The 22,247-nt window shown below is 67.6% G+C and carries 24 protein-coding genes; 12 read left to right on the top strand and 12 right to left on the bottom strand.

The window, feature by feature from the left end:
* Positions 1-129 precede the first annotated feature (129 nt).
* Complete coding sequence (locus ACAM49_RS29290) at positions 130-450, top strand: hypothetical protein (protein WP_369638778.1); 321 nt, start codon at positions 130-132, stop codon at positions 448-450.
* Between the two features lie 16 nt (positions 451-466).
* On the opposite strand, the gene ACAM49_RS29285 is transcribed toward ACAM49_RS29290, so the two are convergent.
* The 6 genes from ACAM49_RS29285 to crcB (ACAM49_RS29260) form a co-directional block, all read right to left on the bottom strand.
* Entirely contained in the window at positions 467-1,204 is a 738-nt protein-coding gene (locus tag ACAM49_RS29285; RefSeq protein ID WP_369638777.1) for a DsbA family protein, read from the bottom strand.
* A 53-nt stretch (positions 1,205-1,257) separates the two neighbouring features.
* Entirely contained in the window at positions 1,258-2,466 is a 1,209-nt protein-coding gene (locus tag ACAM49_RS29280; RefSeq protein WP_369638776.1) for an MFS transporter, read from the bottom strand.
* Between the two features lie 81 nt (positions 2,467-2,547).
* A complete protein-coding gene (gene pgm / locus ACAM49_RS29275) occupies positions 2,548-4,188 on the bottom strand; it encodes a phosphoglucomutase (alpha-D-glucose-1,6-bisphosphate-dependent) (RefSeq protein ID WP_369638775.1) in 1,641 nt (546 codons plus the stop codon).
* Between the two features lie 47 nt (positions 4,189-4,235).
* A complete protein-coding gene (crcB, locus tag ACAM49_RS29270; protein WP_369638774.1) occupies positions 4,236-4,598 on the bottom strand; it encodes a fluoride efflux transporter CrcB in 363 nt (120 codons plus the stop codon).
* The gene (locus ACAM49_RS29265; RefSeq protein ID WP_040816046.1) at positions 4,595-4,939 is read right to left on the bottom strand and encodes a DUF190 domain-containing protein; all 345 of its coding nucleotides are present in this window, start codon (positions 4,937-4,939) and stop codon (positions 4,595-4,597) included. Before ACAM49_RS29265 ends, crcB (ACAM49_RS29270) begins: the two co-directional genes overlap by 4 nt.
* Positions 4,932-5,360, bottom strand: coding sequence for a fluoride efflux transporter CrcB (gene crcB, locus ACAM49_RS29260; protein WP_369638773.1), 429 nt, complete (start codon positions 5,358-5,360; stop codon positions 4,932-4,934). The genes ACAM49_RS29265 and crcB (ACAM49_RS29260) overlap by 8 nt, the downstream gene beginning before the upstream one ends.
* Positions 5,361-5,490: 130 nt before the next feature.
* Between crcB (ACAM49_RS29260) and ACAM49_RS29255 the strand changes: the two genes are divergently transcribed.
* The gene (locus ACAM49_RS29255) at positions 5,491-6,684 is read left to right on the top strand and encodes a lipase family protein (protein ID WP_369638779.1); all 1,194 of its coding nucleotides are present in this window, start codon (positions 5,491-5,493) and stop codon (positions 6,682-6,684) included.
* Positions 6,685-6,774: 90 nt separating this feature from the next.
* Here the strand turns inward: ACAM49_RS29255 and ACAM49_RS29250 are convergent, their stop codons facing one another.
* Entirely contained in the window at positions 6,775-8,271 is a 1,497-nt protein-coding gene (locus ACAM49_RS29250; RefSeq protein ID WP_369638772.1) for an MFS transporter, read from the bottom strand.
* Positions 8,272-8,390: 119 nt separating this feature from the next.
* Here ACAM49_RS29250 and ACAM49_RS29245 point away from each other — a divergent pair, with 119 nt between their 5' ends.
* The 7 genes from ACAM49_RS29245 (at position 8,391) to ACAM49_RS29215 (ending at position 14,643) form a co-directional block, all read left to right on the top strand.
* On the top strand, positions 8,391-9,065 hold the full coding sequence (locus tag ACAM49_RS29245) for a TetR/AcrR family transcriptional regulator (RefSeq protein WP_369638771.1): 675 nt from the start codon (positions 8,391-8,393) through the stop codon (positions 9,063-9,065).
* A 33-nt stretch (positions 9,066-9,098) separates the two neighbouring features.
* Positions 9,099-10,397 carry a D-arabinono-1,4-lactone oxidase gene (locus ACAM49_RS29240; RefSeq protein ID WP_369638770.1) on the top strand — a complete coding sequence of 433 codons (1,299 nt, stop codon included), beginning with the start codon at positions 9,099-9,101 and terminating at the stop codon, positions 10,395-10,397.
* A gap of 81 nt (positions 10,398-10,478) precedes the next feature.
* Entirely contained in the window at positions 10,479-10,694 is a 216-nt protein-coding gene (locus ACAM49_RS29235; RefSeq protein WP_157514421.1) for a CsbD family protein, read from the top strand.
* Positions 10,695-10,706: 12 nt separating this feature from the next.
* The gene (locus ACAM49_RS29230) at positions 10,707-11,069 is read left to right on the top strand and encodes a hypothetical protein (RefSeq protein ID WP_369638769.1); all 363 of its coding nucleotides are present in this window, start codon (positions 10,707-10,709) and stop codon (positions 11,067-11,069) included.
* Positions 11,070-11,125: 56 nt separating this feature from the next.
* On the top strand, positions 11,126-12,631 hold the full coding sequence (locus tag ACAM49_RS29225; RefSeq protein ID WP_369638768.1) for a BCCT family transporter: 1,506 nt from the start codon (positions 11,126-11,128) through the stop codon (positions 12,629-12,631).
* A 51-nt stretch (positions 12,632-12,682) separates the two neighbouring features.
* A complete protein-coding gene (gene mscL / locus ACAM49_RS29220; protein WP_369638767.1) occupies positions 12,683-13,078 on the top strand; it encodes a large conductance mechanosensitive channel protein MscL in 396 nt (131 codons plus the stop codon).
* Between the two features lie 74 nt (positions 13,079-13,152).
* On the top strand, positions 13,153-14,643 hold the full coding sequence (locus tag ACAM49_RS29215; protein WP_369638766.1) for an MFS transporter: 1,491 nt from the start codon (positions 13,153-13,155) through the stop codon (positions 14,641-14,643).
* A gap of 12 nt (positions 14,644-14,655) precedes the next feature.
* Here the strand turns inward: ACAM49_RS29215 and ACAM49_RS29210 are convergent, their stop codons facing one another.
* From ACAM49_RS29210 to ACAM49_RS29195, 4 genes are all read right to left on the bottom strand, one after another.
* Positions 14,656-15,267, bottom strand: a complete 612-nt coding sequence (locus tag ACAM49_RS29210; protein WP_369638765.1) for a sigma-70 family RNA polymerase sigma factor — start codon at positions 15,265-15,267, stop codon at positions 14,656-14,658.
* A gap of 216 nt (positions 15,268-15,483) precedes the next feature.
* Positions 15,484-16,194: an ANTAR domain-containing protein gene (locus tag ACAM49_RS29205; protein WP_369638764.1), complete on the bottom strand. Its 711-nt coding sequence runs from the start codon at positions 16,192-16,194 to the stop codon at positions 15,484-15,486.
* A gap of 114 nt (positions 16,195-16,308) precedes the next feature.
* Complete coding sequence (locus tag ACAM49_RS29200; RefSeq protein ID WP_369638763.1) at positions 16,309-16,995, bottom strand: GAF and ANTAR domain-containing protein; 687 nt, start codon at positions 16,993-16,995, stop codon at positions 16,309-16,311.
* Positions 16,996-17,093: 98 nt separating this feature from the next.
* Positions 17,094-18,392: a DUF3533 domain-containing protein gene (locus tag ACAM49_RS29195; protein ID WP_369638762.1), complete on the bottom strand. Its 1,299-nt coding sequence runs from the start codon at positions 18,390-18,392 to the stop codon at positions 17,094-17,096.
* Between the two features lie 96 nt (positions 18,393-18,488).
* Here ACAM49_RS29195 and ACAM49_RS29190 point away from each other — a divergent pair, with 96 nt between their 5' ends.
* The 3 genes from ACAM49_RS29190 to ACAM49_RS29180 all read left to right on the top strand — a co-directional run bounded on the left by ACAM49_RS29190 (position 18,489) and on the right by ACAM49_RS29180 (position 21,008).
* Complete coding sequence (locus ACAM49_RS29190) at positions 18,489-19,109, top strand: TetR/AcrR family transcriptional regulator (protein ID WP_369638761.1); 621 nt, start codon at positions 18,489-18,491, stop codon at positions 19,107-19,109.
* A gap of 99 nt (positions 19,110-19,208) precedes the next feature.
* Entirely contained in the window at positions 19,209-19,811 is a 603-nt protein-coding gene (locus ACAM49_RS29185) for a TetR/AcrR family transcriptional regulator (protein WP_369638760.1), read from the top strand.
* 36 nt (positions 19,812-19,847) lie between these two features.
* Positions 19,848-21,008, top strand: a complete 1,161-nt coding sequence (locus ACAM49_RS29180; protein WP_369638759.1) for a DUF4132 domain-containing protein — start codon at positions 19,848-19,850, stop codon at positions 21,006-21,008.
* On the opposite strand, the gene ACAM49_RS29175 is transcribed toward ACAM49_RS29180, so the two are convergent.
* On the bottom strand, positions 20,984-22,247 hold a 1,264-nt coding region (locus ACAM49_RS29175), incomplete at its 5' end, for an FAD-binding protein (RefSeq protein WP_369638758.1). The genes ACAM49_RS29180 and ACAM49_RS29175 overlap by 25 nt on opposite strands.

Genomic DNA, 22,247 nt, shown 5'->3' with positions numbered 1-22,247 from the left:
GGCCCCCTCCCCGGGGTGCGGCTCAAATTCACCGTTCCCCCGATGGGCCGCACCCCACCCAAAACCGCCGAGAATACACTGGCGTAGCAAAACGTCCGAGTTTTTCTACGCCATTGCATTCTGGAGGGCATGAACGATTACGCCCCAGCGGAATCCGAGGACTTGCGCGACCCCGCCCTCCTGGACGAGCGCCGCCGCCTCCTGCGCGAACGCATCCAAGCGCTCCGCACCGAGCTGTCCGCCCTGACCGCCGCCTACCGCGACCTCCCCGACTCCCGCCTCCTCCTGGACACCCCGGGAACCGGCGCCCTCCTCACCCCGGCGTACTGCATAGCCGGAGCCGCAGAGGTTTTCGACGAAGCCCTACTAGAACTCGACGCCGCCGACGATGCCCTGGGCCGCGCAGGCGACTACACCACCCGCCTGCGGCGCCCGGTCCTGGACGTCTGAATTCGTCGCAGCCGCGCTATTTGCCGGCGTCGAGGACCCAGGTCTTGTTGTTCACGTCGATCTTCTTGCCGTCGATGAACACCGACGGGGTGCCCCATTTCTTGCCGACCAGCTCCTCGAGGGCCTTGATCGATGCTTCGGCATGTGCGCGGCCGGTGTCGGTGCGCTCGCCCGCGGTAATGCATTTGGCGACGTCGTCGCTCGCACCCGCCTGCTTGGCGATGGCGGCCAATTCCTTGTTGTCGTGGTCCGTGCCGCCCTCGGACGGCTGTTCGGTCGTGAAGAGCAGAGCGTGGAACTTGGAGTAGACCGGGCCGTCGCCCGCTTGGGCCACGCATTCGTTGGCGGCGATGGCGCGGGTCGAGTAGTCCTTGCTCTTGGAGCGGGAATCCAGGAAGTTCACGAGGCGGTAGCGGACGGCGATCTTGCCCAGGTCGATCTGCTGGGCGATCTCCTGCCCGTAGATCTTCTCCAGCTGGCCACAGGCGGGGCAGAGCGGATCCTCATAGATATCAATGGTTTTCGCGTTCGGCTTGCCCAGCACGATCGCGCCATCGGAGTCCAACGCCACACTCACCCCGGGATCGCGCACGGGCCCGTACCCGTCATTGCGCACCTCGTCCCCGCCCCCGCGATTCCACAGATACAGCGCCGCCACGATCGCAACGACCACCACCACGGCCAGCCCGGCCAGCGCGTAGGTGGTCTTGCTCGAAACCGGCTGCGGCGTGTGCTTCGAAGTCGGATTGCTCACCCGCACCACTCTGCCCGACGCTCCCGCCCCGGCGACACCCACCCCGGGCCGAACTAGACGGCGACGGCGGGTTCCTTGCGGCGCAGGGTTTCCGGGGCGAAGAACCAGGCGGTCGAGGCTGAGGCCAGGAGGAGGGCGGTGACGCCCAGGGCGAAGCCGTAGGAGAGGCGGTCGGCCAGCAGGCCGATGACGTAGGGGCCGAGGAAGGTTCCGAGGTCGGCGGACATCTGGTAGCCCGCGAGGACCGGGCCGCCGCGACGGCCGGGGCCGACGATGTCGGCGACTGCCGCCTGGAGGGCCGGGGCGAACATTCCGGAGCCGATGCCCGCGATACAGGATGCGACCAGCAGCCACGGCAGGGTTGGAGACAGGCCGATGCCTGCCGTGCCGAGGGCGCAGACCAAGGTTCCGGCGATCAGGAACGGCTTGCGGCCCAGGGTGTCCGACCAGCGGCCGGAGAGGAACAGGACCGAGGCGTTGCCGAGGGCGAAGGCGGTGAGGGCTACGCCGGCCAGGGCGGCGTCCTGCTTCAGGACTTCGACCACGATCAGCGGGACCAGGGCCATGCGAACGCCGAAAACGGCTGCGCCATTGCCGAAGTTGGCCCACAGGGCTGCTCGGTAGGCGGGGCGGGCCAGGCCCTCGCGGAAGGTCATGGTGGGGGTGCCGTTGGTCTGTTCGGGCAGGGCGAGGGGGGAATTCCGCAGGGCCGCATAGACGATCAGGCTGGCGATCAGCAGGGCCACGCAGTAGATGAGGAACGGGGCGCGCAGGCCGAGGAAGGACAGGGCGCCGCCGACCAAAGGCCCGCTGATGGATCCGATCAGGAAGCTGGTGGAGTACACGCCGGAGACGCGGCCGCGTTCCGCGGGCGGGGACATGCGAATCACCAGGCCCAGCGAGGACACCGTGAACATGGTTGAGCCGATTCCACCCAGGGACCGCAATACCAGCAGCTGCCAATAGCTTTGCGCCAGCGCGCACGCACCGGTCGACACCGCCACGATCAACAGCCCGGTCAGATAGACCGGCCGCTCCCCCAGCTTCTGCAACAGCCGCCCGGCCATCGGCGCGAACAGCAACCGCATCAACGCGAACGCGCTCACGATGAACGAGGCCGCCGCCACCCCCACATCGAAGCTGCGCGCGAACTGCGGCAGCGCCGGAGCCACCAGCCCGAATCCGATGGCGATCGTGAACGCCGATCCGACCAGCACCCAGATCTCCACGGGCAGGCGGGTCCGCTCCTCAGACTTACTCACCGCACCACTTCACTCACACCCACGCAACAACCGATCACTCCGATGCGAACCACCCACCGGGCGAGATCCATCCCGGCCGGTTCATTCACCGCCGAGCGCCCGCCCGACCATCTCCTCCGCCGCCGCCTGCACCTGCGCCAGATGCTCGGGCCCCTGGAAGGATTCCGCGTAGATCTTGTACTTGTCCTCGGTCCCCGACGGCCGCGCCGCGAACCAGGCGTTCTCGGTGGTCACCTTGACCCCGCCCAGCGCCGCGCCGTTCCCCCGGGCGCGCGTCTGGATCCCGGTGATCGGTTCCCCGGCGATCTCGGTGGCGGTGATCAGGTCCGGAGTCAGCGCCGCCAGCCGCGCCTTCTGCTCCGCGGTCGCATTGGCGTCGATGCGGGCGTAGGCGGGTGAGCCGTAGCGCTTTTCGAGTTCGGCGTAGCGGGTCGAGGGGCTCTGCCCGGTGACCGCGGTGATCTCCGCGGCGAGCAGCGCCAGCAGGATCCCGTCCTTGTCGGTGGTCCACACGGTGCCGTCCATCCGCAGGAACGAGGCCCCCGCGGATTCCTCGCCGCCGAAAGCCAGGCTGCCGCTGAACAATCCGGGCACGAACCATTTGAACCCGACCGGCACCTCGTACACATCGCGCCCCAGCACCCCGACCACCCGGTCGATCATGGCGGAGGTCACCACCGTCTTGCCGATCTTGGTCAGCGCGTCCCACCCCATCCGGTTGGCGATCAGGTACTCGATCGCCACCGCCAGGTAGTGGTTCGGATTCATCAGTCCCGCATCGGGAGTCACGATCCCGTGCCGGTCCGCATCCGCGTCGTTGCCGGTGGAAATGTCGTAATCGTCGCGAATCGCCACCAGCGAGGCCATGGCGTACCGCGAGGACGGATCCATCCGGATGCGCCCGTCCGAGTCCAGCGTCATGAACCGCCACGTCGGATCGACGAACGGATTCACCACCTCGAGTTCGAGGTCGTAGCGCTGCCCGATCTCCTCCCAGTAGTCCACGGAAGCCCCGCCCATGGGGTCCGCGCCCAGCCGAATCCCGGCGCCTCGAATGGCGTCCAGGTTCAGCACATTGGGTAGGTCGGAGATGTAGCGATCCAGATAGTCGTAGCGCTCCACACTGCCGGCCAGCGCGTGCGCGAGCGAGGTCCGCCGCACATCGGCCAGGCCGGTTTGCAATAGTTCGTTCGCCCGGGCCGCGATGGCGTCGGTGGCGATGGTGTCGGCCGGACCCCCGTGCGGCGGATTGTATTTGAACCCGCCGTCGCGCGGCGGATTGTGCGAGGGCGTGACCACGATCCCGTCGGCCTGATGCCGCGTCCCGCCCCGATTGTGCCGCAGCACAGCATGACTCAGCGCCGGTGTCGGCGTATACCGGTCGCGCGAGTCGATGACCGCGGTGACGCCGTTGGCGGCCAGCACCTCCAGCGCGGTGGTCCAGGCGGGCTCGGACAGCGCGTGCGTGTCCCGCGCCAGATACACCGGCCCGGTAATCCCCCGGGAGGCACGGTATTCCACGATCGCCTGGGTGATGGCCAGGATGTGCGCCTCGTTGAACGCGCAGTCCAGACTCGATCCGCGGTGCCCGGAGGTACCGAAGGACACCAGCTGCGCGGGATCGGCCGGATCCGGAATCCGGCTGTAGTAGGCGGTCACCAAGTGCGCGATGTCCTCGAGGTCCGTGGCCCGCGCCGGTCGTCCGGCTCGATCGTGGGCCATGCTCGCACCTCCCTTACGTATCGCCTGTGCCCGGCTGGTCATGAGAATCACGGCCACACCCACTGCCCGAGAAAGGCACCGAGGTAGGCCGCCACCAGGCTCGCGCCGACGCCGATCACGACGTTCGCCACCGCATAGCTGTAAGCGCCCTCCTCGGCCAATCGAACCGTTTCGTATCCGAACGTACTGAACGTGGTCAGCGCGCCGCAGAACCCCGTTCCCAGCACGCTGAGGAGCCAATGGTTTGCTCCCGCACCGATCAACGCGCCCAGCACGGCCGAACCGCCCACGTTCACCGTCAGTGTGCCCAGTGGGAGAACACTATCGAATCGATGGGCCACCGCGCGATCCACCAGATATCTGGTCGGCGCCCCGACGGCCGCGCCGAGGATCACCAGTAGCGCCGTCACCGCCGCACCCCGTCGAAAACCTCGACGGGCGAGAGTGCCACGGTCACCGAATCCAGCAGGTCCGCATTGCTTTCCACGAAGGCGCGCAGCCGTTCGGTGTCATCGATGATCATCACCAGCACCGGCAGCCGCTCGGCCAGATCCAGCAGCCGGGTGGTGTGGATCTGCGAGGAAACCCCGTATCCCTCGACGCCGCGCCACACGCTCGCCCCGGCCAGTCCGGCATCCCGGGCACGCCGCACGATCTCGTGATAGCGGGGCCGATGCCGATACAGGTCGTCCTCGCCCAGCAGCACCGTCAGCCGCGATGCCGGAACCCAGTGCCGAGCCGTCTCACTCATCGCCTGCCCCCAATCGTCGTGCCGTACCCGATACCCACCGCGTCGCGCCCACGCCGAGCACGACCGCCATCAGCCCTGTCACCACCGTCCCCCCGAGGTAGCCGAGTCCGCAGCCGATTCGGCCCGATTCGAGCAGTGTACGAACTTCCACGGCATAGGTGGACATGGTGGTGAATCCGCCGAGGATGCCGACCCCGAGGAAGGGCCGCAACAGCCGGTGCGCCACCCAGATCTCGGTGATGCAGACCATCAGGACCCCGATGAGGAAGCAGCCGATCACGTTGACCGCCAAGGTCTGCCACGGAATCGCGCCGGAGTGCGGCACCCACACGCTGACCCCGTAGCGCGTCACCGCGCCGATCGCGCCGCCGAGGGCGATGACACCGAGCACATCCGCACCGACGCGGGCCTTCGCTGTCACCACCCCTCCTCTTTGTTAGCTAAATAGTTGCCAATCGGCGTGTTGCTGAGCCCGAACAACAGCCCGGAACTGCGAGGATAGTGCCGCTTGCCCGGTGTTGTCCCATCGGCCTCGAGGAGCCAAGTTGGCGGTGCGGCAGTCGATCAGAAAATTGCTGGTCCGAGGCGTCGGCATCGCCACGGCGCTGGTGGCGGTAGTGGCCGCCGCGCCCGCGGCGCACGCCGGAGCGATCTACCCCTTCCCGGACGCGGACGGGTTCTACTACGCCGCAGGGAATCTCGACGGCGCGCAGAACGGCGACGTCCTCAATGCCCGGCTGGTCCCCGCGCATCCGTGGGCCGGGGCGACGGTATGGCAGATCCTGTTCCGCTCCACGAATTCCGCGGGCGCGCCCATCGCGGCCATGACCACCCTCATCTCCCCCGGGCCCGGTCCGCGACCGCTGCTGTCGTATCAGCCGTTCGTGAATTCGCTGGGCATGCAATGCGCTCCGTCGCACAGCCTGTTCGACGGCAGTCTCAAGGAAGCCTCCGCCTTCCCGCTGCTACTGGCCAGGGGCTGGGCGATCGCGGTCCCCGATCACCTCGGCCCCGACAGTGCCTACGGCGCGGCCCGCATGGGCGGGCAGATCACCCTCGACGGCATTCGCGCGGTGAAGCGTTTCGCCCCGGCGGGACTCGGTGATTCCCCGGTCGGCCTGGCCGGCTACTCCGGCGGCGCGATGGCCACCGGTTTCGCCGCCGCCATCGCCCCGGACTACGCGCCCGAACTGCCCATCGTCGGTGTGGCGCAGGGCGGCGTCCCGGTGAATCCCGGCAAAATGGCCATCGAGGCGGGTGATTCGCCCCAGGCCCTGTTCGGACTCGGCTTCGCCGTCGCCGTCGGCATGGAACGCGAATACCCCGGCGTGATGCGCCTGGACGACTCGCTCACCCCCTTCGGCTTCTGGATGCGCGAGCGCCTCGCCAATTCCTGTGTGGACGACATCATCTCGGTCGGCGCGAACCACCACATCAGCGAGGTCTTCCACGCCGGAGCCGAGAACGACCCGAGGTTGATCAGCACCTTCCACGAGAACGCGCTCGAGATCATCCCCGAGCTCATCCACCAGCCGCTCTACGAATGGCACGGCGGCAACGACCAGGTGCCGCTGAACCTGGCGCAGTACACCGCGGGCCGCTACTGCGCCGCGGGGACTCCGGTCCAATTCGACGTCATCCCCGGCGCGGATCACGGCACCGCGATCTTCCCGGGCGCGATGAACGCCATGAATTATCTGTCCGACCGTTTCGCGGGCTTGGCCCCGCCCTCGAACTGCCGCTGAATCGCGGTAAGCCGGAAAAGAAGAGGCCCCTGCTCGTAACCACGAGCAGGGGCCTCTTTCACTTCGGACGTCGTTGTCCGACTTCGAATCTCAGTGCGCCAGAACGGGTTCGCCCTCGGCCGGCACCGGTACCTTGTTCGGCATGATGAACCCGGTGACCACCGCGCCGACCACGAAGATCGCGGCGGCCCACCAGAACGTGGTGGTGTAGCTCTGCACCGCGGCGTGCGCCAGCACCGACGGCGACGGCGGAACGTGGTCGGACACATAGTTGTTGAACGAGGTCGCGGCCAGCGTGCTCAGCAGCGCGGTGCCGATCGAGCCGCCCACCTGCTGGCTGGTGTTCACCATGGCCGAGGCGACGCCCGCGTCCTGGTGATCGATGCCCGAGGTCGCGCCGGAGAACGCGGTGGACATCGCCATACCGAGTCCCAGGCCCATCAGGATCAGGCTGGGCAGGATGTGGCTGGCGTAGCCGGTGTCGACGCCGATGCGGGTCAGCAGCGCCATTCCCAGTGTGGCGAGCAGGAATCCGCTCACCACGGTCACCTTCGGACCCACCCGCGGGATCAGCAACGCCGGCACCGTGGTGGAGGACGCGATCATGCCCGCGACCATCGGCAGGAAGGCCACGCCGGTGATGATCGGCGAGTAGCCCAGCTGCTGCTGCATGTAGTAGGTGAGGAACAGGAACATGGCGAACATGCCGATGCCGATGGTGAACACGGTGACGTAGGACGCGCCGCGGGTCTTGTCCAGCACCACGCGCAGCGGCAGCAGCGGATGCGCGACCCGCTGTTCCAGCCAGGCGAACACACCCAGCAGGACCACGCCGCCGATCAGGAAGAACAGCGTCACATTATTGGTCCAGCCGTCGGATTCGGCGTGCGAGAAGCCGTACACGATGCCGAACAGCGCGGCGGTGACGGTCAGCGTGCCGGGCAGATCCAGCTTGGGACGCTCGGTGGCTGTGTGCTTGGCCAGCAACAGGATCGCGCCGACCAGCGCGACGGCCGCGAAGACCAGGTTCACGTACATGACCCAGCGCCACGAGGCCCACTCGGTGAGCGCGCCGCCCAGCAGCAGGCCGAGCGCGCCGCCCGCGCCCGCGATGGCGCCGAAGATGCCGAAAGCCTTTGCGCGCTCGGCGGGTTCGGTGAAGGTCACGGTCAGCAGCGAGAGCGCGGCGGGCGCGAGCAGCGCCGCGAACACACCCTGCGCCACGCGGGAGCCGACCAGGACCTCGAAGTTCCCGGCCGCGCCGCCGACGGCCGAGGCGACCGCGAAGCCGACGAGTCCGGTGATGAAGGTGGTGCGCCGCCCGAACAGGTCGGAGAGCCGCCCGCCCAGCAGCAGCAGGCTGCCGAAGGCCAGCGCGTAGCCGGTGATCACCCACTGGCGGTCACCGTTGGAGAAGCCGAGATCGGCCTGCGCGTGCGGCAGGGCGATGTTCACGACGGTGGCGTCGAGCACCACCATCAGCTGGGCCACGCCGAGCACGGCGAGCACCCACCAGCGCATGGCGTGCGAGCCACGCCGTCCGGTGTCGGCCGGCGCTGCCACGTCTTTCTCGAGAGCTGTTGTCATGGTGGTTTTCCTCGTCCCCTAGGATTAACGGAGAAGCCATCTCCGTTTACTGATCCAAGCTAGCATGCAAAACGGAGATACAGTCTCCGGATAATCCCGATTCCTGTTAGGATTAGCCTGTGAATCACGTCACCACCGCGCCACCACCTCGGCGTCTGCGCGCGGACGCCGCCCGCAATCAACAGCGCATCATCGCCGCGGCCCGCGAACTCTTCGCCGATCGCGGCCTGGAGGTCACGCTCGACGATGTGGCCGAGCGCGCCGGTGTCGGCGTCGGCACGGTCTACCGCCGCTTCGCCAACAAGCAGGAGCTCATCTCCGAGGTCTTCGACCACATGGTCACCGAGCTGGCCGGGGCCGTGGACACCGCGCTGCACCATCCGGACCCGTGGCAGGGCCTGGTCGAGCTGTTCGAGTACTCCTGCCGCCACATCGCGATCAATCGCGGTTTCGGCGAGGTCATCCTCGAACTGCACGACAGCATGGACCGATTCGTGTGCATGAAGGACCGCATCCGGCCCGGCATGCAGGCGGTCATCCAGCGCGCCAAGGACGCGGGCGTGCTGCAGCCCGATATCGAGCCGGCCGATTTCTTCGCCATGGTGAACATGGTCGACGGCATCGCGGGCTTCGCCCGGCCGGTGAATCCCGACGTCTGGGAGCGCTACATGGCGCTGATTCTCAATGGCGTCCGCGGCGACGGCGTGCCGCGCATGCCGCTCACGCAACCGCCGCTGACCGAGGACGAGGTGGAACGGGCGAAAGCCGCGGCGTGCCCACCGCGCAAACGGTAGCGCGCATCACACTCCCGGTTTAGAGTTGGTCGCATGACCAACTCTTGGGTGAACTGGGCCGGGGATCAGAGCTGTACCCCGGCGTCTTTTGCCGATCCGGGCTCGCCCGAGGACGTCGCGGCAGTACTCGCACAGGCCGAAGCGAACGGCCACACCGTCCGAGTCGCGGGATCCGGCCATTCGTTCACCGAGACCGTGCTCACCGACGGCACTCTCATGCGTCTGAACAAGCTGGACAAGATCCTGAACGTGGACCGCGAGAGCGGCCTGGTCCGCGTCGAGGCCGGCCGCACGCTCAACGCCACCAGCACCGCCCTGCACCCCATGGGCCTGGCCTTCCCCAATCTCGGCGACATCGACGTGCAGTCGATCGCGGGCGCGACCGCCACCGGCACCCACGGCACCGGTGCCAAGCTCCAGAACCTCTCCGCCGCACTGCATTCGGTGGAGCTGATGCTCGCCGACGGCAGCCGGGTCGAACTCAACGAGCAGACCGATCCCGACGGCTGGCGCGCGGCCCGGGTGAATGTGGGCGCGCTCGGCGTGGTCACCGCCGTCACCCTGCAGATGGTCCCGTCGTTCGTGCTCGAGGGCGTCGAGCGCCCGATCCCGGTCGAGGACGTGCTGGCCGATCTCGACTCCTACGTCGACGGCAACGAGCACTTCGAGTTCTTCATGTTCGCCCACAGCCCGCTGGCGATGACCAAGCGCAACAACCGGGTCGACCTACCCGAGCAACCGCGCGGAAAGGCCATGGACTGGATTTCGGACGTTCTCGTGTCCAACCACGCCTTCGACGCGCTGTGCCGCCTGACCCGCGCCCGGCCCAGCCTGATCCCGCCGGTGCAGCGCGCCGTGGCCTACGCGGGCAGCAACCGCCGCCAGGTCGAGCGCTCCTACCAGGTCTTCGCCAGCCCGCGACTGTTCCGCTTCACCGAGATGGAATACGCACTGCCGCGCGAACATTCGGTCGATGCCATCCGCGAGATCAGGGAGGTGGCCAAGCATTTCGACACCGTCATGCCGATCGAGGTGCGCTGGGTCGCCCCCGACGACGCCTTCCTGTCCCCCGCCGGCGGCCGCGAGACCTGCTACATCGCGGTGCACCAGTACAAGGGCATGAACTACGAGCCGTACTTCCGCGCCTGCGAGCGCGTCTTCGACCGCTACAACGGCCGCCCGCACTGGGGTAAGCGGCACTTCCAGACCGCCGAGACGCTGCGCGGGCGCTACCCGGACTGGGACAAGTTCGCCGCGGTCCGCCACCGGTTCGACCCCAAGGGCCGGTTCACCAACGCCTACATCGAGCGGGTGCTGGGTCCGGTCGACTGACGGTGTTGGACAAACGGACTAGTATCGGTTGCTGAGAGATCGCTGTAACTACCCGAGCGTGACCAACGTAGGGAGGTTTCGATGTCTTCTTTCGGCGACAAGATGGACGAGGCGGGCGACCAGGCCAAGGCCGCGGCCGAGGATATGGGCAATCAGGCGCGCGAAGCCGCCGACAAGGCCCGTGACGGCATGGACGACATGCGGGAACGCCTCGAGCACGCGGGCGAGGACGTCAAGGAGAAGGTCGGCGGTCTCATCGGCAAGGTCAAGGAGAAACTGGGCGGCGGATCGAAATAGGGGATCAGCACCATGCCGACGAATGACGACTTCGACGCCAACGCCGAACGTCTGGCCGACGACCTGCGCACCACCGCGGACGACCTGACCACCGATCTCGGCGTCACCGGCGCCGACCTGCGGGACCGGGCCGAGGCCGCGGCCGGGCAACTGGCCGAACGCGCCAGCGGGGCCGCCGCCGAACTCGCCGACCGCGCCCAGAACGCGGCCGCCGACCTCGCCGATATGGCGAAGGCATTCGCCGACAAGATCACTCCCGAGGATCTGCAGGGCACCTTGGAACAGGTGCGGGCCAATCTCGAGCATGCCGCACAGGATGTGCTGGGTGCGGTCAACGAGATCGTCACGGCCCTGACGAACAGGACGGGCAAATAGCCGCAACATCCGATTCCGGGCCGAAAGGCCCGGAATCGGTTCCCGCCCATCATCGAATGGCGGTGCAGCCCCGCGTCTTCTGGCCCGCCGCCGTCATCGTCACGGCATTCACCGTGTACGCCATCGTCTTCCGCGATACCGCCGCCCGGCAGGCGAAAGCGCTGCAGGACAATGTGATCGGCGGCTTCGGCTGGTACTACATCGTCATCGTGAGCCTGTTCGTGGTGTTCGCGATCTGGCTCGGGCTGGGGCGATTCGGCGGCATCACGCTCGGCGATGACGGGGAGCGGGCCGAATACTCGCTCGGCGCATGGCTTTCCATGCTGTTCGCGGCGGGCATGGGGATCGGGCTGGTGTTCTGGGGCGTGGCCGAGCCGCTGTTCCACTACGAGGATCCGCGGCCGGGCGTCGGCTCGACCGCTGCCCAGCGCGCGGATTCGGCCATGGTGCAGACGTTTCTGCACTGGGGCATTCATCCGTGGGCCATCTACGTGGTGGTCGGGCTGGCCATCGCGTACTCGATCCACCGCAAGGGCAGGCCGGTATCCATCCGCTGGTCACTGGAATCGCTTGTCGGCGACCGGATTCGGGGCTGGCGCGGCGATGTCATCGATGTGGTGGCGGTGATCGGCACGGTTTTCGGCGTGGCCACCTCGCTCGGGCTGGGCGTGCTGCAGATCTCGGCGGGGCTGAATTACCAAGGCTGGCTGCACGAACCGGGCAAGGGCCCGCAGGTGGTGCTGGTCGTGGCGGTCACCGCGCTGGCCACCGTCTCGGTGGCGACCGGCGTGGACAAGGGCATCAAGCTGCTCTCCCAGGCGAATATGGGCGTGGCCGGGATGCTGCTGCTCTACGTGCTGATCGCCGGGCCGACGCTGTTCATCGTCGACGACCTGGTCCAGAACATCGGCCAGTACCTGCAGACGCTGCCGAAGATCAGCCTCTACACCGGCGCGACCGAGGGCCCCGACGGCACGGCGTGGACCCGGCAGTGGACGGTCTTCTACTGGGGCTGGTGGATCAGCTGGGCGCCCTTCGTCGGCGTCTTCATCGCGCGCATCTCGCGCGGCCGCACCGTGCGCGAGTTCGTGGCGGGCGTGCTGCTGGTGCCGACGCTGCTGACCTTCGTCTGGTTCGAGGTGTTCGGCGGCGCGGGCCTGCATCGCGAAATGTTCGGCGGCGGTGGGCTGGTCGGGCCCGACGGTCCCGACCGCGACAGCTCGCTGTTCGCGCTGCTCAATACTTTGCCCGGCGGCTCGATCACCGCGGGCCTGGCGGTGCTGGTGATCGTCTTGTTCTTCGTCACATCCGCGGACTCGGGCGCGCTGGTGGTGAACATGCTGTCCTCGGGCGGCAATCCGGAGCCGCCGACCTGGAGCCGCGCCTTCTGGACCTGCGCCCAAGGCGCGGTTGCGGTTGCTTTGCTGGTGGCCAGTGGATCCGGCACCGCGGCGCTCACCACACTGCAGACCGTGGCCATTCTCATAGCCTTGCCGTTCAGTGTCGTCATGCTCGCGATGTGCGTCGCGTTGGTGCGCACGTTCCGCTCCGAGGGCCCTTAGACTTCCATCCGGAAAGTTACGAAATCATCTCGGATTGGATTGAACGGCGTCATGCTCAAAGGCTTCAAAGCGTTCCTGATGAGGGGCAATGTCATCGATCTCGCGGTGGCCGTGGTCATGGGCACCGCCTTCACCGCCATCGTCACCTCGGTGACGAAGGGTGTGCTCGAACCGCTGCTCGCGACCCTGGGCGGCAACAAGGAATTCGGTCTGGGCTTCCAGTTGCTGGCCGGTAAGCCGTCCACCTTCGTGGCGCTCGGGCCGATCATCAGCGCGGGCATCAACTTCGTCTGCGTGGCCGCGGTCCTCTACTTCGTGCTCATCCTGCCGATGAACACGCTCAAGAACCGGCTGTCCAAGCCCACCGCGGTGAAGGCCGATCCGACCGAGCTCGAGCTGCTCACCGAGATTCGCGATCTGCTGGCGAAGCAGAACGCGGGCAAGTAGGCGGGAACCTCGCGGGTAGGCTTAGCCAGGTTGTTGCCAGCCGGACCAAATGTCTACCCGAGGAGGCGGAACCCGTGCCGAGCCGCTGGGCCATGCTCGCCGTGCTATGCGCGAGCCTGCTGTTGGTGGCGATGGACGCGACGATCCTGAACGTCGCGCTGCCGTCGCTCATCGATCACATGGAACCCAGTCCCATGGAACAGCTTTGGATCGTCGACCTGTACGGCCTGGTGCTGGGCGGCCTGCTCATCACCTGCGGCGCGATCGGCGACCGCTACGGGCGCAAGCGGTTGTTCCTGGCGGGCTTCGTGCTGTTCGGCCTGGCCTCGATCGTGGCGGCGACCGCGCACGATCCCGCGCAGCTCATCGTGGGCCGCGCGTTGCTGGGTGTCGGCGGGGCCATGGTCATGCCGTCCACCCTCTCGCTGATCCGCAATATCTTCACCGATGACAAGGAACGCACCCTGGCCATCGGCATCTGGGCCTCGGTGGCCGGTGCGGGCGCGGCCATCGGCCCGCTGGTCGGCGGCCATCTGGTCGAGGCGTTCGGGTGGTCGGCGGCGTTCTGGCTGAACGTGCCGGTGGTCATCGTCACCGTGAGCGCCGGGCTGTGGCTGCTGCCGGAATACCGTGCGCCGCAACACGGCAACCTGGACTGGCTCAGCGCGATCGTCTCCGTGCTCGGCATCGTGGCGCTGGCGTGGGGCATCAAGCATGTGGCCAAGGGCAGTCCGGCCCCGATCGACCTGGCCATCCTGGTCGCGGCGTTCGCGCTGCTGGGCCTGTTCGCCTATCGCCAGCTGAAGTCGCCGGACCCGCTGCTGGATGTCCGCCTGTTCCGCAACCGGGCCTTCACCGCGGCGGCGCTCGCCACCCTGCTGGCCATGCTCGCCATCGGCGCGGCCCTGTTCCTGATCTCGTTGTGGCTGCAGTACATCCACGGCTACTCGCCCTCGCAGGCCGGTGTCCGCACCCTGCCCGCGGCCGTCGCCACCCTGCTCGGCTCGCTGGCCACGCCCTGGCTCATGCAGCGGGTGGGCGTGCGCGCGCTCATGGCCTTCGGCCTGGGCGCGCTGGCGGTCGGCTTCTTCGTACTGGCCGCCGTGCCCACCACCACCTACCCGATCGTGGCGCTCATCCTGACCTGCCTCGGCATCGGCGACGGCATCGCCATCACCACGGCCGCCGCGGTCCTGGTGGCCGCGGTCCCACCCGAACGCGCCGGACAGGCGGGCGCGGTCGAGGAGACCAACTACGAACTCGGCATCGGCCTGGGCGTGGCGCTGCTGGGCAGCATTCACGGCCGCCTGTTCACCAGCCACATGACCGGATTGCCGCTGCACGGCGACGATCTGGCCGATGCGCAGGGATCGGTGGGCGGCGCGGCGTATGTCGCGAACAAGATCGGCGGATCGACCGGCGAGCAGGTGCTGACCATCGCCCAGCACGCCTTCGATTCGGCGCTGACCACCACCTCCTGGATCTCGACCGCCATGGTGGGCACGGTCGCGGTGCTAACGGTGGTCCTGGTGCCGGCGAAATTCAAGGCAACCGCGGCACACTAGAACCGAATCAACTTATGCCAGTGATACTTTCAGTTGTGCCAGCCCGGACCGGATCCGAGCCTTCACGGCGGGCAACCCGATGCCGAGCCGCGCCGCGACCTGCGCGTAGGTGAGCCCGCCGTAGAACGCGAGCACCACCGATTCCCGCTGATGCGGTGTGAGCGTGGCCAGTCCGCGGCGGATGGCCCGTTCGTCCTGCCGCCGCAGGATCTCCTCGGCCACCACATCGATGGCGGGGCGGTAATCGCAGACGCCCCAACGGTGTTCGTGTCCCGCCGCGCTGCATTCGCGGCGCACCCGATCCACGGCCTGATGGTGGGCGAGGGTGGTGAGCCAGGTCAGCGCGTTGCCGCGGGCGGGGTCGAATCCGCCCGCGCTGCGCCAGACCTGGAGATAAACTTCATGACACGTCTCCTCGGCGTATCCGGTGTCGCACACGATGTTCAGTACGCGCGTGTAGACGAGTCCGCGGGTGCGGCGGTAGAGCTCCTCGTAGGCCTCTCGGTCTCCGGTCGCGATCCGGCGGAGGAGTTGATCGAATTCGCTGCCGCGGCGGGCGCGGCGGGTCGGTGGTGAGCAGGGCTGATGGGCAGCGGAAATTTGCGATGCACGTGAGGAATTCACGATCGCCCCCAGATCGACGGGTACAGCGAGCACAGACTTGCCTGAACGAACCGTCGAGGGACTGGGACGGCCGCCAACCGCGCACGGAAACCGGCCGGGGACAGGGGCTTTCGGTTCCGCCAACAATCCAGGCTACAGGCCGCTACCGGTCGGAGCGCCCGAACTATTTAACCGTACTTTATTCCCGGCAAACCTGGGCTGCCGCCCGACGCGAGATCAGATGCTAAGGCCCAGTTCAACAATGCCATGCGCGACCGCGTGCACCGTGACCCGATTTCGCCGGGCGTGCGCGCGAATCAACTCGAACGCCGCATCCGGCGTCGTGTGGTGCGCGTGCGCGATCACACCCTTGGCCTGTTCCACCACGATCCGGGTCGTCAACGCGTGCTGCAGCTGTTCGGTGACCCGCTGATGACGCTGCACCAGATTCGCGGTGACGATGTGCCCGGTGGCCATGCCGGCCAGCAGCGTGGCCACCGACAGGTCCTTGCCGGTCCATTGTCGCTGGTCGCGCGAATACAGGCTCAGCACACCGGCTTCGGTGTCGTCGAGCCGCATGGGCACCGCGGCCACCGAGGAAATCCGGTGCCGCCCAGCCAGACTCGTGTACTCCGGCCACATGTCGCCGTAGCTGCCGATATCGGTGACGGTCACCGGGGCCCCGCAGGCGTAGGCGACCACACCCGGTCCGCGCGCGTAATCACGTTGGCAGACCTCGAGATCCAGCAGGTCCTCGGGTATTCCGCCGAATAGTTCCGACCGGTCGCCACGCAATTCCGGGGACAGCGCCACCGTCACACCGCCCGGTTCCAGCACATCGATCGCACTGCGCATCAATTCGTCCAGAATGTCGGGCAGTTCGTGTGCCGCCGGTAACAGCCGCGCGAACCTCGCCAATACCGCTACCAGCAACTCACTGTCGGACACCGCCATCACCCCGCATCGGCGGAACCTCCGGGTGTCCGCCACGTAAGTTTTCTGTGCCGCTCCTGCCGTCAGCCCATGGTATTTGCCGGGTGGGGTCGCGCGGGAGAGTTGCGCTCATTCCGCCTCGATCCGAATCTCGCGCTCCACCACCCGCCGTGCCACCTCCACGAGCGAAAGCCCGTGTGTGAAGGCGTATCCGCGCAGGCGGGCGTAGGCGTCGGCGATCTCGATGCCGAGCTGGGCGCTGGTCATGCCCGCCGCCTGGTGAATCCAGCGGCTGGACAACGGCTGTGCCCATTGCCGCGCCTCGTCCCCGGTGGCCAGCACCAGGCTGGCGGTGACGAGATCAGCGATGTGCAGCGCCGCCGACTGCAATCGCGGACCCGGCCGCCCGAGGGTTTCGCGATACAGATCCACCGCGCCGAGCCGAATCGAGCCCAGCCGCAACGGGACCGCGAACAGCGAGCCCGTCACCGGTCGCGCGGCGAGTGCTTCGGCGAATCCCGGCCAGTGCTCGCAGTCCACGCGCAGATCGGTGACGATCACCGGTAATCCGTCGGCCACCGCCGTGACCGCGGGACCCTCCCCCGCCGTCGCCTGCGCCAACTCCACCCGCTCGGCGAATTCGTCACTGGCGCACCAGGGTTGCATGCCCGCGTCGCGTTCCTCCAGCACGATGGCGGCCCGGCGCACCGGCAGCACCCGCACGCAGGCGGCGCACACCGCCCCGAGCCCGCCACCGGCGTCCCTTACGGCACGCAGGAACTGTCCCGTCAGTTGGTCGAACTGCGACGAAGCCATCACCATCGAACCGCCCCACAATCATCGCCCGGCGATGAGTTATTCGGTGCCCAGCGCCAGTATCACTGTCACAGCTCGACAACGAACAGGGCCGAAAGTCACTGTGCGTGGGCGGATTCCGCGCGGTGCGGCACACCGAGCCGGTACAGCCCCCGCAGGTCGTAGGTATGGGTGGCGACCGCGCCCAGCAGCAAACCGAAGGTCAACCCGAACAAGGTCATCCAGATGCCCGTGCTCAGCCCCGCCTCCAGATGTCCCTCGAAGAACAGGATCGCGCGCACCGACAGATAGATCTGATGCATCGGCTCGAAGCTGGACAGCGACGCGATCCACCGCGGAATCGCCTCGACCGGAATCGAACCCGAGGACGACGGCAGGCCCAGCACCACGAACACGATCATGTTGACCAGCAGGCCCATGGTCCCGAAGGCGGCCAGCACCGACAGCCCCGTCACCGCGACCGCGATCACGGCCAGGGTGCCGTAGAGGAACAGCGGCAGCGGCTCGTCGATCGGCATGCCGAACAGGGTCGCGATACCCATGAACATGCCCGAGAGCAGCGGCGCGGTTATCGCGGCGATGGCCCACTTCACCAGCAGCGTGTGCCAGCGGCTGATCTTCTGCGGCTCCGGCGCGCGGAACCACGGCCCGTATTCGGCCGGGAGATAACCGAGCACATTGTCGATCATCGAGTGGATGATCATGGCCCCGCTGAAGCCCGCGAACAGCAGCACGAGGGTGTAGAAGAACGCCGACAGCCCCTGCCCGGTCCCGGACGGCAGCGGCCGGTACGGGCTCACCACCACGTCGATCGGCTTGGCCAGCTGCAGCCGTGCGGCGCCGGTCAATTCGGTGCCCGGGACGCCGTCGTGCGGGGCCAGCTTGGCCTTCACCTGATCGGTGAGCTGCGCGCCGACGGTCGTATTCACCTGCGCCATGGCCCGATCGGTGATCCGCTGCATGATCGAGGACGCGTACGTGCCCGCGCGCGGATTGGTCTGCACGGTGATGACCGGCCGCTCCACATCCCCCGGCACCACCGAGGCCGCCGCGAGAATCGACACCCGCTTGGTGAAATCACCCGGAATGATGATCGCGCCGTAGACCTGGCCATTGCTCAGCTGCTGCCGGGCGTCGTTGATCCCGACCACCCGCAGATCGATCTTGTCGGCGGGGATCTTGTCGCTCAGCGCGTCGGCGATCTGATCGCCGATGTTCACCGTCTTGCCGTCCATCACGTCGCCGACGTCCTGATTGACCAGGGCGACCGGGAAGTCGTGCAGGTTCTTCTCCGGATCGGAGGTGTAGCCGAGGTACATGGTGGCGATCAGCGCCGCGAGCAGGGTGAGCACCAGGCCGGGTGCGAGCCAGCCGCGCAGCGACACTCTGCGGGTCACGGAAACACTGTCATTCGCCATGGCACGAATGTAGGCACCGACAACAAAGTAGTCAACGCCAACATCGCCGAGTGTGTCCGATATCCTGCTCTCACCATGAGCATCACCAAGCGCAAAGCCCGCGAGGTGGTGGAGCGCGCGCGTTCCTACCACCACGGAGACCTGCGCGCCGAACTCCTGCGCCGCGCCGAGGAGACCCTGCGCAGCGCCGGCGTCGACGGCCTGTCGCTGCGCGGCCTGGCCCGCGACACCGGCGTCAGCCACGCCGCGCCGAGCCGCCATTTCCGCGACAAGCAGGCCCTGCTGGACGCGCTCACCGTCGCGGGCTTCGAGCGCCTGGGCGCCGGTTTCGAAAAGGCCGACGCCTCCGGCACTTTCCTGGAGCGCATGCGCGCCATGGCCGAGACCTACCTGCGCTTCGCCATCGACAATCCGGAATTGCTGGCCCTCATGTTCGCCCGCAAGAACAGCCCCACCCCCGCCATCGGCGAGACCGCCGCCCGCGCCTTCACCGTCCCGATCCAGATGGTCACCGACGCGCAGTCCCGCGGCGAGGTGGTCCAGGGCGACCCGCGTCGCATCTGTCTTTCGGCTGTCGCGGCCCTGCAGGGCCTGGCCGCCATCCTGGGTTCCGGCCTGATCGACGCCGAGGAGGCCGACAGCCTCTTCGACGAGATGGTCACCCACATGCTGGACGGTTTGCGTCCGCGTCGCTGAGCTTCACGGCATTCGATATGGAGCCACCCGTAACCTTTCAGGCGTGACCATCGAGAAACGACCGTGACGATCGAAGGCAGGCAATACGGCGGACGCGCCGTGACCGAACGAAAAGCCGAGCGCAGGCAGCGCTTCCTGGACGCCGCCATCCACATCTTCGGCGAACGCGGCTACGCCAACTGTTCGCTGGCCGACGTGTGCGCCGCCGCGGGCTTGTCGAAACGGCAGTTCTACGAGGAGTTCCAAACCCGCGAGGACGTCCTGGTCGCCGCCTACGACCAGATCCAGAACGACGCGGGCACCGCCCTGGCGACCGCCCTCCAGGGCACCGAACCCGACCCGGCCGACCCCACGGCAACGGTCACCCGCGCCCTCGCCGCATTCCTCGGCTCCATCGGCTCGGACCCCTACCGCGCCAAGGTCGCCTTCGTGGAAGTCGTGGGCGTCAGCGAACGCATGGAGAAACACCGCCGCGAACGCCGCCACGCCTGGATAGAAATCATCCGCCTGGCCGTCCCGCCCCTCGGCGGCGCCAACGCCACCATCCTCGGCAACCCCGAACTAGCCGCGAGCGCGCTCATCGGCGCCATCAACGGCCTCGCCCACGAATGGCTCCTCTCAGACCCCAGACCCCCCGTCAGCGATCTGGTCGAAGTCCTCGTCCCCATGGCCGTCTCCCTGATCGTCCGCGCCCCGGCTTAGCCGCCGTTGTCGGTGGACGGCGGCAAAATCGGAGACGTGACGAACGGGGTTGAACACTGGCCCGATCCACAGGCCACCGCGGCGGTGCGCAGACTGCTGCGGCGGCACCGGGCGGTGGTGGAAACGGTGCTGCTGGCGGCTCGGCTGGATGGGCTGGAGAAACTTGCCGACGCGGCGGCGGAATACGTTGCCGCGCCGGAAGGCCCGTGTACGGCGGAGGGGGCGGCGGTGGTGTTCGCCATCGCGCAGTACGCGGGGGTGACCTATCGGATCGGGGTCGATCGGGAGCGGGAGTTCATCGATCGGTTCGTGGACAGTTGGATGATCGAGCACGGGCATGCGTTCGTGAGCGAGGTGGTGGAGGCTCGGCGCGCGGTTGTCGTGGAGAGTCCCGAACCGATGGCCGGGCGGATGACGCCGTGGCTGCGACGGATCGGGACGGGTGAGGAGGTCTCGGCCGATGCCGAAGCGCTGAGCCGCCGGGTGCGAGTGCGGCTCGCGGCGGAACCGGCCGGGGAAGCGGTTCGCAAAGACCCGAAATCGGTTACCACCGACCAGATTCGGCGCTTCGAGGCGGCCATGGTGGATGGGCGGCGGTGGCGTGTGGGGGCGCATCGGCGGCTGATCGCGGAGGATCCGGCGTTGGGGCCGTTGGCGGAGCGGCTGGTATGGGCGTGCTTCGACAAATCGGGGGCGGCCGGGAGGGCATTCCGGATCGATGGCGAGCACCGGGCTTACGACGTCGCGGGGGTCGAGGTCGAGCTGGCGGTGGATGGGCTGGTCGGGGTGGCTCATCCGATTCATCTCGGCGAGGCGGTCGATGCCTGGCGGGATGTGTTCGCCGACAATCGGTTACGGCAGCCGTTCGAGCAGTTGGCGCGGCAGGTTTACACGCTCACGGCCGAGGAAGCGGAATCGAACAGCCTGTCGCGCTTCGATTCCCGGGAGATCCGTACGGATCGCATGTTCGCACTACAGGAGTCAGGCTGGGAGGTCACCCGCGAGGCTCTGTATCGCCGATTCAGCCCGACCCGGGAGCTCACCGTCACCCTCGACCCCGGCCTGGAAGGCGGCCTGCGCTATGAGGCCGAGCACCAACGGATTCTCTCGGTGGAACTCCGAGGCGGCACGTTCGGAATGCTCGATCCCGTGGCCGCCTCGGAGCTGATCCGTCAACTGGAGCGGCTGGCGGCGTGACGACCGGCGCGGCGGCCAAAGAACGAGCCCGCGCCGAGCTGGGTCCCGCTGGAGTAGCCCTTGCCGTCCTGGGCCAGGGTGGACGCGGTGGCACCGGCGGCATAGAGCCCGGGAATCGGTGACCCGTTGTCCCGCAGCACTTCCGAGTCGACCGAGGTCCGCAGCCCGCCGAGGGTGAAGCCCGCGTACAGCGCCTTGCCCAGGGTCAGATCGAACGCCGCCCACGGCCCGCTGTCCTGCGGCTGCAGCCATTCGGCCGCCTTGTGGAATTCGGGGTCCTCGCCGCGCGCCGCGTTCTCGTTGTACCTGTCGAGGGTGGATCGCAATGCCGCGTAAGGGATTCCGAGAGCGGACGCCATCTCCTCCACGGTCTCCCACCCGTCGATGAACGGCGCGAGCGGGAACATGGGCCGTTCCATGTGCTCGGAGTCCACGATCAGATAAGCCACCGCGCCCGGCTGATCGAGCACGAAGGCGGAGGTGCGGGCGTGATAGGAATCCTCGGCGACGAACCGTTCCCCGTTGCGGTTCACAATGATTCCGGTGAGCAGCTTGGCAGGTGGATACACCGGCGCGGTCACGAACGCCTGATCCATCATCCGGGTCGCACCGCCCGCCGAGACGCCCAGCCGCAGGCCCAGCCCGTCATCGAACGGAGTGCCCAGCACGAACGGCTTCTCGGTCAACCACGGCACATGCTCGGCCACCATCTCGGTGTTCATGACGAACCCGCCCGCGGCCAGGACAACCGATTTCGCCCGCACCGCACCGGTTTTCCCGAGATTCTTCCAAGCCACCCCGACCACCGCCCCGTCCGAGTCGGCGATCAGATTCGTCACCCCGGTCTCGTACCGCACCTCAACCCCGAGCGCGGCCGCCCGCTTCACCAGCAACTCGATGATCATCGCCGCGCCCTGCGTATCCCCCGGCACCGGCACCTTGTGCCCGCGCGGCGCGGGAGTCGCCTGTTCCCGGTAGGGCCAGACCTTTTCGTTGCCGGTGTACATCAGCCCTTGGGTGCCCGGCTGGATGACGGCCTTCTCCGGGTAGTAGCTGCGCTCGAACTCGAACCCGAGGCTCTCCAGCCAGTCGAAATGCTCGACGCTGCCCTCGCAGTAGGCGCGGATCTTCTCCGGCTCCGGATCCCGGGCCACCGACAACAGGTATTTGTACATCTCCTCGGCCGAGTCCGCGTGCCCGGTCGCCTCCTGCACCGCGGTCCCGCCCCCGAGATAGAAA

It is taken from the genome of Nocardia sp. JMUB6875, from assembly GCF_041154655.1.
GTDB lineage: Bacteria > Actinomycetota > Actinomycetes > Mycobacteriales > Mycobacteriaceae > Nocardia.
Note: the sequence above shows the minus strand (reverse complement) of the source record. Positions and strands in the feature narration are given on the sequence as shown.